The organism is Nocardioides sp. BGA-UO-ETr-FS32, assembly GCF_059567905.1.
Window position 1 is genome coordinate 260007 of record NZ_JCAQOX010000016.1, and the last position, 12113, is coordinate 272119.

Sequence of the window (12113 nt, forward strand, 5' to 3'; positions counted from 1 at the left end):
CCCGTGATCGCCTCGCACGCGCACCGCTTCGTCTTCGTCAAGACCCGCAAGACCGCCGGCACCAGCCTCGAGATCGCGCTCTCGCGCCACTGCGGCCCCGACGACATCGTCACCCGCATCAGCCCCGAGGACGAGGAGCTCCGCGCCGCGGCCGGGGGAGTGGGGCCCCAGAACGACGACACCGACCCCGGCTCGTACGCCCACATGGGCGCGCGCCGCGTCATCGAGGTGATCGGCCGGGAGACGTGGGACGACTACTTCACCTTCGCCGTCGAGCGGAACCCGTACGACGTGGTCGCCTCGTCCTACCGCTACAGCGCCCGCAAGCCGTCCTTCACCAAGACGTTCGCCGAGTTCGTCCGCACGCCCAAGCGGATGGAGCGGCTCGCCCTCAACGAGCGCCTCTACCGCCTCGACGGCCGGGTGGTGGTCGACCGGGTCTACCGCTACGAGGAGCTCCCCGAGGCCGTCGCGGACCTCTCCGCACGTCTCGGCCTCGAGCTCGACCTCCCCCACGCCAAGCAGGGGAGTGGTCCCCACTACCGCGAGCTCTACGGTCCGGGCGACGCCGAGATCGTGGCCCAGCGGTTCGAGCGCACCATCCGCGAGTTCGGCTACGAGTTCTGAGGGCAGGCGGCCAGGACCGCTCGCCACGCGTCCGGGGGGACGGCACGGTGGGCCTCGTGGTCCAGCCCCCGCCACACGGTGCCGCCGCACTCGAGGTCCAGCCGGCCCTCGGGGCACACGTCGGGATCGACCGCCACTCCGAGCCCCACGACCGTGCCGAGGGCCCGGTGCCCGCCGAAGATCCCGGGGCGGTCCGAACGATCGTCCAGGACCGTCTGCTCCACCAGCAGGGGTACGCCGCCGGGTCCGTGCGCGGACCACACCTGCTCGAGGTGGCCGCCGCGCTCGCCGTGCCGCCCCATCACGAGCGTCTCGCGCACCAGCAGGCGAGCCCCGGGCCCCATGTCGACGACCGTGCTGCGGCGCACCCGGGCGCCGGAGGCCACCACGAACGGCTCGCCCGCCCACACCACCGTCGCGTCCCGCGCCAGGCCCAGCCGTACGTCCCACGAGGCCTCTCCGCCGCGCATGTCGAAGGCCACGGTGCCGGCCGGCTCGATCAGCTCGAGCCGGATCCCGTGGCCGACCTCGATGTCGACGCGCACGGCGTCGCCCGCGAGCAGCAGCGCTCCGTCGGGCACGAGCGCGACGCGTGCGTGGCGCGCCCCGCTGTCGAGCACCATGGGCCGCAGGCAGGGGGCTCCCGGGTCGCCCGGGGTGCTGGTGCGGACGTGGACGCGTCCGTCGGTCGGCGTGAGGGCGAGCGTGGTGCCGCGAACGGTCTCGCGGTCAGGCCGCAGGATGGTCATGGTGGTGCGCCGCCATCGGTCCGGGGTCCGTGGGCACGAGCTCGCCGGCGCGGTGCCGGGCGACCTCGGCGGTCACCCACGCGGTCAGGGCGTCGACGGACGCACGGTCGGTGCGGGAGAGCGCGATGACCGAGCGACCGTTCCGGGCGGCCTCCGCGTCCGCGACCATGCGGTCCCGGTCGACCCCGACGTGGGGCGCGAGGTCGGTCTTGTTGACCACCAGCAGGTCGGCGCGCTCGATGCCCGGCCCGCCCTTGCGGGCCACGTCGCCCCCGCCGGCGATGTCGAGCACGAAGACCTGGGTGTCGACCAGCGCCGGCGAGAACGTCGCGGTGAGGTTGTCGCCGCCGGACTCGATCAGGACGAGGTCGGGGGCGAACTCCTCCTCGAGCTCCTCGACGGTGAGCAGGTTGGCGGTGATGTCGTCGCGGATGGCGGTGTGCGGGCACGCGCCCGTCTCCACCGCGCGGATCCGCTCGGGCGTGAGCACCCCGGACGCCCGGAGGAAGCGGGCGTCCTCGTCGGTGTAGATGTCGTTGGTGACGACGGCGAGCGACAGGCGTCCGGCGAGCTCCCGGCAGAGCAGCGCGATGAGGGAGCTCTTGCCGGTGCCGACGGGGCCGCAGACGCCGAGTCGGAGGCCACGGGTGGAGGACTGGGTGGGGGACGGGTCAGGCACTGAACAACCTCCTGGTGCTGCGGGCGTGGGCCTGCGCCCACACCTCGGTCTGGGGTGCTGCGGTCGCGGGGATGTCGCGGGGATCGGTCAGCCCGGCCACGTCCCTGGCGGCCGCGGCCACCTCGGGAAGGGCGTCGTGCACCCACCCGGTGGCCTCGGCCGGGTCCAGGGGGAGCAGCTTGAGCGACGCCGAGGCGACGGTCTGCACGTCGTCGTAACCGACGAGCCGGGCCAGCGACGTCGCGTCGAGGCCCGCTGCGGCGGCGGCCCCGGCCAGCGCCACGGGGCGCGGGCACCCGTCCAACCGGTCCACGCGGCGTACGCCTCCGTCGTCCGCCCACAGCCGCGTGGTGAGGCGGTTCATGGCGCGGCCCTGCGCGCGTGAGGTGCGCCGCAGCGCGTGGCTCGGCGTGCGCGCTGCCCACGCCGCGACGACAGGCTCGAGCGGCAGCTCGTGGGTCAGCCGGTGGAGGGCGACCACCGCCGTGCCGGCCTCCACCCGCACGGTGGTCGCCAGGCGGGCCGACATGTAGGCCGCCACCTCGACGCTGCCCAACCCGTGCTGGACGGCGGCCTCGAGCCCGGCCGACTGCGTGTGTCCCGCCACAGGCAGGCGCGCGTCGGCGAGGAGCATCAGCAGCAGGTCGGTCGGCACGTGGTCCACGGCAGGTCAGAACATCGTGTAGAGCTGGGCGAGCGGGAGCCACGTCGCCGGGGCGGGCACCACGCGTTCGCCGTCGATGTCGATGGCGAACGTCTCCGGGTCGACGACGATCACCGGGAGCGCGTCATTGTTCACCATCTGCGCCTTGCCGATGTCGCGGGTGGGTCGCACCGCCGCGAGCCGACGCCGAAGGCCCAGGTCGGCCGCCAGCCCGGCCTCGAGAGCTGCCTGGGCGACGAAGGTGACGGAGTGGTCGGCACCGTCGTCCTCGACCAGGGTCGGCCGCATGAGGACCGGCTGGGGCGTGGGGATCGAGGCGTTCGCGTCCCCGAGCGCGGCGTACACGAGGGCGCCACCCTTGAGCACGATCGAGGGGCGTACGCCGAAGAAGCGCGGGTCCCAGAGGACGAGGTCGGCGAGCTTGCCGGCCTCGATGGAGCCGACCTCGTGGTCGATGCCGTGGGCGATCGCCGGGTTGATCGTGTACTTCGCCACGTAGCGGCGCGCGCGCTCGTTGTCGGCCGGCCCGGCGCCGAGCGCCCCGAACCGGGCCTTCATCGTGTGCGCCACCTGCCACGTGCGCGTGACGACCTCGCCGATGCGGCCCATGGCCTGGGCGTCGGAGGAGGTGATCGACATGGCGCCGATGTCGTGCAGCACGTCCTCGGCGGCGATCGTCGTCGCCCGGATCCTGGACTCGGCGAACGCGAGGTCCTCCGGGACGCGCGGGCTGAGGTGGTGGCAGACCATGAGCATGTCGAGGTGCTCGGCGACGGTGTTGACGGTGTGCGGCAGCGTCGGGTTGGTCGACCCCGGGATGACGTACGGCTCGCCTGCCACCCGGACGATGTCGGGCGCGTGACCGCCGCCGGCACCCTCGGCGTGGAAGGCGTGGATGGAGCGGCCCCCGATCGCCCGCAGCGTCGACTCGAGGTAGCCCGCCTCGTTGAGGCTGTCGGAGTGCAGCGCGACCTGGAGGCCGTGCTCGTCGGCCGCGCGGAGCGCCGCGTCGATGGCGGCGGGCGTCGAGCCCCAGTCCTCGTGGACCTTGTAGGCGGCAGCGCCCGCCAGGGCCTGCTCGGCAAGCGCCGCGGCGGAGACGGTGTTGCCCTTGCCCATCAGCAGCACGTTGACCGGGAGGGGGTCCAGCGCACGGTGCACGGCGCGCAGGTGCCAGGCACCGGGGGTCACGGTGGTGGCCTTCGAGCCCTCGGAGGGGCCCGTGCCGCCACCGCCCAGGGTGGTGATCCCCGTGGCGAGGGCCTCGTGGACCTGCGAGCGGGAGAGGAAGTGCACGTGCACGTCGATGCCTCCGGCCGTGAGGATCTTGCCCTCGCCCGAGATGACGTCCGTGGACGGCCCGATGACGAGGTCCGGGTGCACCCCGTCGGCGATGTCGGGGTTCCCGCTCCGCCCCAGGGCGACGATGCGCCCGTCGCGGAGCCCGACGTCGGCCTTGACGACGCCCCAGTGGTCCAGGACCAGGGCGCTGGTGATGACCGTGTCCAGGGCTCCGTCCGCACGCGTCGTGGTGGACTGGTGCATCGACTCGCGGATCGACTTCCCACCGCCGAACACCGCCTCCTCGCCGCCGAAGGTGAGGTCGCGCTCGACCTCGATCCACAGGTCGGTGTCGGCCAGGCGCACCTGGTCACCGGTGGTGGGTCCGTAGAGCGCGGCGTAGGCGCTGCGGCTGATCTCAACCACCCGTGGCCCCCGGGTTCGGGCGCACCTGGATCCCCGGCACGTGGCGACGGCCGCGAAGCGTCACCGCGCGGACCGACTGCGACGCGCCGGGCTCGAATCGCCTGCTGGTGCCCGACGGGATGTCCAGGCGGTGGCCCGCGGCAGCTCCCCGGTCGAAGGACAACGCGGCGTTCACGTCGGGGAGGTGGATGTGCGACCCGATCTGGACGGGACGGTCCCCGGTGTTGACGATGACCAGGTCGATGCGTTCGTCGGGTCCGCGATCCGCGTTGAGCACGACGGTCCCGTCCATGGTCCGGATCTCGCCGGGTCCGCTGGGCAGGTCGGCCACGGTCTCCTCCTGTCTCGGGGTCGGTGGTGCGTCAGGCGATGGGGTGGTGGAGCGTGACGAGCTTGCGACCGTCCGGAAAGGTGGCCTCCACCTGCACGTCGGTCAGCATGGACGCCACCTCGGGCATCACCTGGTCACGGCTGAGCACGTGGCGTCCGGTCTCCATGAGGTCGGCCACGCTCGCCCCCTCGCGCGCCCGTTCGATGACCCAGGTGCTCAGCAGCGCCACGGTCTCCGGGTGGTTGAGCCGCACACCTCTGGCGAGGCGGTCGCGCGCGACCATGCCGGCGACGGCGAGCAGGAGCTTCTCGCTGTCGGCCGGTGTCAGGTGCATGGTGACGGTGAACCTAAGGCGCCTGCGTTTCGAGGCAGCACCGATCCACGTTAATTCGGTGTTACGGCGACCGGAGGACCGTCAACGAACCTGTCCGCTGAGCGCGGGCACGCCGTCCGTCCAGTAGTTCTCCGCCCAGACGTCGCCCGAGTCGTCGGGGAACTCTCCCGCGTCGGTGCCCTGGCCGCGATCGAAGAGGTTGCCGATCATCTTGATGTTCACGCAGACGTCAACCAGGTGGCAGTCGATGAACCGGGTGGCGAACCAGCCGCCACCAGTCTCGGGATCGTAGGGGAAGTAGTTCCCCTCGATGGTCAGGTTCTGCGGCACACCGAACTCGCGGTAAAAGACGGCATTGGCGGAGCATCCGCTGGTCTCGCGGGTGGTGCCGGACGACTTGCAGTGGACCGTGTTGCCGCGCAGCGTGCTGTTCTTCAGCATCCGCAGCCCGGACTGGTGGGTCGAGGTGCCGTCCGTGGCGATGTAGTTGCCCACCAGCTCGACCTTGTTGTGGGCCCACAGCCCGCTGTGGGAGCCGATGATGACGGAGTCGGTCACCTTGTAGTGGGCGTATCCGAGGGCTCGGTTGTTGCTGGGCGTCGTGCCACTGGTGATGCGCGAGGACTCGACGGTGAAGACGCGCGGGTGGTCGTCGTCCTCGGACGCCGGGGACGTGGCGCCGAAGGTGGTGTAGATGCCCCCTCTGACGACCGAGTTGCGGATCACGACACCTTCCGCGTCGATGACGAGGGCGGTTTCCGGGCAGTTGACGATCCGGTTCTCGATCACGAGACCGTCGGTCGTGACGGTGCAGCTGCCGGTGTAGGCCGCTGTCGGCTCGGTGGTGGGGCCGACGGAGTCGGGAGTCGGGAAGTCCGCCGCGGCAGGTGGCACGTCAGGGCCGGAGGTCGGGGTCTCCGTGGGGGTCGCGGTCGGCGTCTCGGTCGGTGTCGAGGTGGGGGTCTCGGTGGGGGTCGCGGTCGGCGTCTCGGTCGGTGTCGAGGTGGGGGTCTCGGTGGGGGTCGCGGTCGGCGTCGAGGTGGGGGTCTCGGTCGGCGTCCCGGTCGGCGTCCCGGTCGGCGTCTCGGTCGGGGTCTGGAGCTCTGCCACCGCCTTCTCGAGGGTCGTCACCCGGGCCTCGAGCGCGTTGAACTCCTCCACGGTCGGCCCGCTGTCCCCGCTCGACGGCTCGGACGACGCGGGCAGCATGAGCATCAGGCCGAGGAGCACGGCGAGGACCAGCCCCACGGGGGCGTACCGGCGCATCAGCGCTCCGCCCCGGTGTCGTGCGTGCTGCCGAACGGCGCGTCCGGCCGGTGGTGGTTCCGTGCAACCTGCTGTGCCATGGTCATGGCCCTTCCCGGGGGGTGTGAGAGTCCGATGCGGCCGGCGACCCTCGTAGCGGCCCCGCGAAGCGCGGTCTGCTCGAGTCGTCTCGGCGGGCATCCCCACCGTAGGCACGACGCGTCGCACCAGCGCGTCTCACCAATGGGGTAAAGAACCGCTACGGGGGCGTGGCCGGGGTCCGGGCGCGTGGCCAGCTGAGGGACGTCCATGCCGCGACCAGGAATCCGGTCAGGAGCAGGAGGACCTTGCCTTCCTCGAACGGGCGGACCAGGGGCCGCCGTACATGGTGACAGACTCCTCGGTCAGCGGGTGGCGCGTAGGTAGGACAGCACCGCGAGCACCCTCCGGTGACGCTCGTCCGAGTCGGTGATCTCCAGCTTGTGCATCAGGTTGCCGACGTGGGCCTCGACAGTGCGCGCGCTGAGGAACAGCCGGCCGGCGATCCCGCTGTTCGTGAGTCCCTCCGCCATCAGCCGGAGCACGTCCAGCTCTCGGGAGGACAGCGGCGCGAGCGGGCCCGCGTGCTGGGCCGCGATCAGGGCCGACACCACCTTGGGGTCCAGCGCCGACCCGCCGCCGGCCACGCGCTCGGCGGCGTCGAGGAACTCGTCGACCTCGAAGACCCGGTCCTTGAGCAGGTAGCCGAAGCCCGGCTTGGCCACGAGGTCGACCACACTCGTCGTGTCGATGTGCTGGGAGAGCAGCAGGACGCCCAGCTCGGGAAGCTCCGACTTCAGGCTGCGCGCCGCGGTGGCGCCCTCGTCGGTGAAGGTCGGCGGCATCCGCAGGTCGAGGACGACGAGGTCCGGAGCGGTGGCCGCCACCAGCTGGCCGAGCGTGCTCGCGTCGCCGCGGGAGCCCACGACGTCGTGTCCCTTGTCGGTGAAGAGCCGCACCAGCCCGTCTCGGAGCAGCGCCTGGTCCTCGACCACGATCACGCGCACGGCAGCCTCGCGATCAGTCGAGTCCCGTTGCCCGGGGCCGAGTCGACAGTGAGGCTCCCGCCGTGCGCACGGGCGCGGTCGATCAGGCCGAGGAGGCCGCTGCCCCGGCGTACGTCGGCGCCACCGGCGCCGTCGTCGGAGACGGTCAGCACGAGCTGCCCGGCACTCCGGACGAATCCGAGGACCACGCGGTGCGCAGCTGCGTGCTTGACCGCGTTGGTGAGCCCCTCGCAGGCGATGAAGTAGGCCGCCGCCTCGATCTCCCCAGCGAACCGGTCCGTCGGGACCACCAGCTCCACCGGGACGGGCGATCGGGCGGCGAGCTCGCGCAGTGCTGGGCCGAGGCCGTGGTCCAGGGAGGCAGGTCGCAGCCCGACGGCCAGCTCACGCAGCTCGTCGATGGCGTTGCCCAGCTCGGCGACGGCACCGTCGAGGGTGCGGTCGACCTCGGGAGGCGCCGTGCCGTTGAGCGCGTGCTGGGCGTGCCGGAGGTCGAGCCCGATCGAGACCAGCCGTTGCTGGGCGCCGTCGTGCAGGTCCCGGGCCAGGCGGCGTCGCTCCTCGTCGGCGACCGCGACGATCCGTGCCCGGGAGCTCTCCAGCTCCTCCAGCCGGCGGCGCAGCTCCATCTGCAGCGCGGCGATCTCGAGTGCCAGCCGGCCGGCGTCGAGGACGTCGGCCACCAGGCGGTCGTCGGTCTCCCGATGTTGGACGAGCGTGACGACGTGGTGCCCGGTGTCGACCGAGGTGACGTGCCGGCCGGGTGCTGGTGTCAGGTGGCGGGGCCGGCCGTGGACGTCGTACGTCACGCCCTCCGAGCGGAAGCCCAGCGCCAGGCCACCGTCGCCGACCGCGGTGCGCAGTGAGTCCTCGATGCCATCGGCGTCGGCCTCGCCACGCCGAAGCCGGTCGACGAACTGCGTCATCACCCGGGACGACTCGTAGCGCGCCCGGCGGAACCGCCGGTCCACCCGATCCTGGATCCACGTACGCACCGGCCAGAACGCCGCCGCCACGACGAGCGCCGCGGCCGCCGCGGCAACGGGCGAGGCCACGAACGCGCCCACAGCCAGCACGAACCCGGCGTACGACGCCCCCAGCACCCCGGTGAGCGCTCCGTACGCGACCGTGCGGCTGATCACGAGGTCGATGTCGTAGAGGCGATGCCGGACGATCGCCACGCAGACGGCGATCGGCAGGAGTGTCAGGGCCAGAGCGGGGGCGTAGCGAACCGGGGTCCACACGCTCCAGAGCGCGGCGGTTGCCGGAAGCGAGACCGCCAGCACCGCAGCCGCGAGCAGCACCCACTTCAGCTGTTGCCGCTCGACTCCGTGGGAGCGACGAAAGCGCGCCACCAGCGCCAGTGCGGAAGCCACCAGGGCGACGCAGACCAGGGTCGTACCCACGGCGAACACCGGCTCGATCCAGGACGCGTCCACGGCCAGGGGGTTGACCCCCGTGCTGAGGTCGTCTCCCAGACGAGGGTTGAGGATCCAGCCCGGGACCAGCAGGACCGCCCCCACGACCCATGCGGCGACCGCCCACCACCAGCGAGGGGAGAGGAACCGGCCGTCCGGGAACACCAGGAAGAGCAGGCTGATCACGAGGCCGCCGGCCATCCAGGAGGAGAGGCTCACCACCTCGGCCTGGTTTGCGCCCGGCCAGCCCTCGGCGTACCCGCGCCGACCGTAGGCGAGGGCAGCGTCGAAGGGTGCCTGGCTCGCCGCGGGCAGGGCGGCGAGCAGCCAGCCGACCGGGTGTCGGGGGTAGTGCCAGACGATGATCGCTGCCGCGGCGACCTGGACCACGGCGGTCACGGCGTAGAGGACGGGCAGGCCGAGCGACGTCGTACCGATGGCGAGCCCGACCGCCGTGGCCTCCGCCGCGACCGTCACGGCGACGACCACGGCGATGAGGTGGCGAGCGGCCGTGTGGGACACCAGTCGATGGTCCCACCGCGCGGCCGGTGGCGGGTACGTAGTCCTCACCCGAGGCAACTACGTGGTGGCACGGAGTCAGGTGGCGGGCACACCCCGATGTGCCACCGCCCGTCGACTCCTAGCGTCGTGATCCCACCCGTCAGGAGGTCCACGATGCAGGCCACACTGCGCACGCCCGTCGTCGTCGGCTTCCCCGCCGGCGTCCTCGGCCACGGCCTGACCCGGATCGGCAGCCGAGATGCATGACATCCGGCTGGACGCCCTCACCAAGTCCTTCGGCGACGTGCTTGCGGTCGACGACGTCAGCGCGGTCGCGCAACCGGGTCAGGTGACGGCACTGCTCGGACCCAACGGGGCCGGCAAGACGACCACCCTGCGGATGCTGCTCGGGCTTGTCGCGCCGAGCAGTGGGACAGCGACGTTGGGCGGCACGCGGTACGTCGACCTGTCGGACCCGGTACGTCAGGTCGGCGCGGTCCTCGAGGCCTCCGGCTACCACCCAGGGCGTACTGCGCTCGACCACCTACGCATCCTCGCCACCGCGTCCGGGCTGGCCCTCGACGCTCCTGGACGTGTCCTGGCCGAGACCGGGCTGGTAGCCGACGCAGGGCGGCGGGTCGGAGAGTTCTCCCTCGGGATGCGACAGCGGCTGGGGCTGGCCGCCGCGATGCTGGGCGATCCGGGCGTGCTCGTGCTGGACGAGCCGACCAACGGCCTCGACCCTCCGGGAGTCCGGTGGTTGCGCACGTGGGTGCGTCGGCTGGCCGACGAGGGCCGGACGGTGCTGTTGTCCAGCCATGCCCTGAGCGAGGTCGAGCTGACCGCCGACCACGTGCTGGTCATGGCCCGCGGCCGGCTGATCCGGTCGTGCAGCCTCGCCGCGCTGCGGGCCGAGGCAGGGGTCGGCTCCCGTGTCCGGACGCCGGACCCGGGCCGGCTCTGCGCCGTCCTCGACGCAGCCGGCCATGACTACCGCCGTACCGACGAAGGGCTCGTCGTGCACGTGGCACCCGAGCAGCTGGGGGAGCTCGCCGCGCAGTACGGGGTCGTGCTGCACGGCCTGGTGGGGACCGCGGACCTGGAGCAGGCCTTCTTCCGACTCATCCAGGAGCCCGACCCCTCAGAAGGACATCTGCCACGTGTCGACGGGGTGCCCGCATGAATGCGCTGCTCGATGCCGAGCTGCTCAAGCTCCGCAGCACGCGGACGACGGCGGCGTTGTTGCTCGCGGCGCTCCTGCTCGTGGCGCTGACGGTGGCGACGAGCGTGCCGGACGTGCTGGACGAGAACGCGCCGCTCTCGCTCGACGACCCAGGTCTCCTGGCGGCCGTCGTGGGGGTGGGTTTCGGTGTTCCTCAGGTGCTCATGGCACTGCTCGGCGCGCTCGCCGTCACCCAGGAGTTCCGCTACGGCACGGCCACGTCGACGTTCCTGGGCGAACCGCGGCGCACGCGCGTCCTCGTCGCGAAGTGGCTGTCACTGGGCATTGCCGGCCTCGTCATCACGACCGTGACGCTCGCCGTGTCGGTGACCCTCAGCGTCGGGCTGATCCGCTCCCAGGACGGTGACGTGACCGTGGCTGCGCAGTTCTGGCAGACGGTCGCGGCCGGCTTCGTCGTGATGGCGGCGTACGGCGCCATCGGCGTCGCGGTCGGTGCACTGGTCCCGAACCAGATCGCCGCTGTGGTCGGGGTGCTGGTCTGGATGCTCGCAGTCGAGCAGGTCGTCATCCCCGTGCTCCCAGCGGTGGGGCGCTGGATGCCCTGGGGGGCCGCCAGCTCGTTGCTGCAGCTCGGTCCGTCGTACGGGTTCCGCGACGGGCAGTTGCTGTCTGTTCCCATCGGTGGGCTCGTCCTCGCCGGTTACACGGCCGCACTGGTCGTCCTCGCGCTCGGAATCACACCCAAGCGGGACGTCCTGTGACGTCGCGCCCGATGAAAGGAATCACCCGATGTTCGTACGTCGCCTCTCCACCCTCAGTGTCGGCACGATTGCCGCGGTGGCGCTTGGTCTCGGACCGGCCAGCGCGCACATCTGCTACGTGAACCACATGACCCCGCAGGCCATGGCCGGGGCCAGCAGCTCCAGCGGCTTCGTGTCGTTCCACGACCTCGCGTTCCAGTTCACCCACCTGTGCGACGCCGGCATCCAGGTGCTTGCCGGGGCTGCGGGTGTCTCGGTCGAGACCCCGATCAACACGCGCGCCGTGATGGCGGACGGGGCGGAGCGCCAGGGCATCGACGCGCGCGGCATCAGCCACCTCGACTTCGAGGGGCTCGACGCAGCGTTCCCGGACGCGGTCGCTGCCTGCTCCTGATCGACCGGATCGATCGCACACGAATCGCACGACAACAGGAAAGAGGCCCCCGAAGGAGCCTCTGACCTGCGATCTTCTCGGTGGGCGATACTGGGTTTGAACCAGTGACCTCTTCCGTGTCAAGGAAGCGCGCTACCGCTGCGCCAATCGCCCGTGTTGAGTTGTGTCGTGCGAGGTGGGTACGGGATTTGAACCCGTGTAGACGGATTTGCAGTCCGTTGCCTCGCCTCTCGGCCAACCCACCGTGGAGGCCCACGTGTGCTGGGAGACCCCTCAGAGCGGACAACGAGACTCGAACTCGCGACCTCAACCTTGGCAAGGTTGCGCTCTACCAACTGAGCTATGTCCGCCTGCATTTCGTGGCCGTTTCACTGGCCCCGAGTGCGAGTGGAACAGTAGCCCATGGCCGACGCGGCACCAAAATCGGCCCCCCCGGCTCGCGTGTCCGACCGCCGGTCGGGCGGCGGGTCGGGT

General features: G+C 71.7%; 13 protein-coding genes and 3 tRNA genes. 4 read left to right on the forward strand and 12 right to left on the reverse strand.

The genetic code is table 11. The features are described 5' to 3' along the window. The first annotated feature begins 3 nt into the window (after positions 1 to 3). Positions 4 to 627: a hypothetical protein gene (locus AC57BS_RS18860; RefSeq protein WP_496412986.1), complete on the forward strand. Its 624-nt coding sequence runs from the start codon at positions 4 to 6 to the stop codon at positions 625 to 627. On the opposite strand, the gene AC57BS_RS18865 is transcribed toward AC57BS_RS18860, so the two are convergent. From AC57BS_RS18865 to AC57BS_RS18905, 9 genes are all read right to left on the reverse strand, one after another. Then, entirely contained in the window at positions 615 to 1376 is a 762-nt protein-coding gene (locus AC57BS_RS18865; RefSeq protein ID WP_496412987.1) for an urease accessory protein UreD, read from the reverse strand. The two genes, AC57BS_RS18860 and AC57BS_RS18865, sit on opposite strands and share 13 nt — an antisense overlap. Beyond that, positions 1357 to 2055 carry an urease accessory protein UreG gene (gene ureG / locus AC57BS_RS18870; protein ID WP_496412988.1) on the reverse strand — a complete coding sequence of 233 codons (699 nt, stop codon included), beginning with the start codon at positions 2053 to 2055 and terminating at the stop codon, positions 1357 to 1359. Before ureG ends, AC57BS_RS18865 begins: the two co-directional genes overlap by 20 nt. Continuing rightward, on the reverse strand, positions 2048 to 2710 hold the full coding sequence (locus tag AC57BS_RS18875) for an urease accessory protein UreF (protein WP_496412989.1): 663 nt from the start codon (positions 2708 to 2710) through the stop codon (positions 2048 to 2050). Before AC57BS_RS18875 ends, ureG begins: the two co-directional genes overlap by 8 nt. Before the next feature lie 15 nt (positions 2711 to 2725). Further along, on the reverse strand, positions 2726 to 4426 hold the full coding sequence (locus tag AC57BS_RS18880; RefSeq protein ID WP_496412990.1) for an urease subunit alpha: 1701 nt from the start codon (positions 4424 to 4426) through the stop codon (positions 2726 to 2728). Further along, a complete protein-coding gene (gene ureB, locus AC57BS_RS18885) occupies positions 4419 to 4757 on the reverse strand; it encodes an urease subunit beta (protein WP_496412991.1) in 339 nt (112 codons plus the stop codon). The genes AC57BS_RS18880 and ureB overlap by 8 nt, the downstream gene beginning before the upstream one ends. Positions 4758 to 4788: 31 nt before the next feature. After that, complete coding sequence (locus AC57BS_RS18890) at positions 4789 to 5091, reverse strand: urease subunit gamma (RefSeq protein ID WP_496412992.1); 303 nt, start codon at positions 5089 to 5091, stop codon at positions 4789 to 4791. An 81-nt stretch (positions 5092 to 5172) separates the two neighbouring features. Then, entirely contained in the window at positions 5173 to 6357 is a 1185-nt protein-coding gene (locus AC57BS_RS18895; RefSeq protein WP_496412993.1) for a hypothetical protein, read from the reverse strand. 383 nt (positions 6358 to 6740) lie between these two features. Then, positions 6741 to 7382, reverse strand: a complete 642-nt coding sequence (locus tag AC57BS_RS18900) for a response regulator transcription factor (protein WP_496412994.1) — start codon at positions 7380 to 7382, stop codon at positions 6741 to 6743. Continuing rightward, positions 7373 to 9322, reverse strand: a complete 1950-nt coding sequence (locus tag AC57BS_RS18905) for a sensor histidine kinase (protein ID WP_496412995.1) — start codon at positions 9320 to 9322, stop codon at positions 7373 to 7375. Before AC57BS_RS18905 ends, AC57BS_RS18900 begins: the two co-directional genes overlap by 10 nt. Before the next feature lie 238 nt (positions 9323 to 9560). On the opposite strand from AC57BS_RS18905, the gene AC57BS_RS18910 reads away from it, so the two are divergent. The 3 genes from AC57BS_RS18910 to AC57BS_RS18920 are packed head-to-tail and all read left to right on the forward strand — an operon-like array spanning position 9561 to position 11639. Continuing rightward, positions 9561 to 10484 (forward strand): ABC transporter ATP-binding protein, encoded by a 924-nt coding sequence (locus tag AC57BS_RS18910; protein WP_496412996.1) that lies wholly within the window; start codon positions 9561 to 9563, stop codon positions 10482 to 10484. Then, complete coding sequence (locus AC57BS_RS18915) at positions 10481 to 11245, forward strand: ABC transporter permease (protein WP_496412997.1); 765 nt, start codon at positions 10481 to 10483, stop codon at positions 11243 to 11245. Before AC57BS_RS18910 ends, AC57BS_RS18915 begins: the two co-directional genes overlap by 4 nt. A gap of 28 nt (positions 11246 to 11273) precedes the next feature. After that, entirely contained in the window at positions 11274 to 11639 is a 366-nt protein-coding gene (locus AC57BS_RS18920) for a hypothetical protein (RefSeq protein WP_496412998.1), read from the forward strand. Positions 11640 to 11720: 81 nt separating this feature from the next. On the opposite strand, the gene AC57BS_RS18925 is transcribed toward AC57BS_RS18920, so the two are convergent. From AC57BS_RS18925 to AC57BS_RS18935, 3 genes are all read right to left on the reverse strand, one after another. Next, positions 11721 to 11792: transfer RNA gene (locus tag AC57BS_RS18925), tRNA-Val, on the reverse strand. Between the two features lie 20 nt (positions 11793 to 11812). Continuing rightward, positions 11813 to 11883: transfer RNA gene (locus tag AC57BS_RS18930), tRNA-Cys, on the reverse strand. Between the two features lie 33 nt (positions 11884 to 11916). Next, a tRNA-Gly gene (locus AC57BS_RS18935) sits at positions 11917 to 11989 on the reverse strand. Positions 11990 to 12113 lie beyond the last annotated feature (124 nt).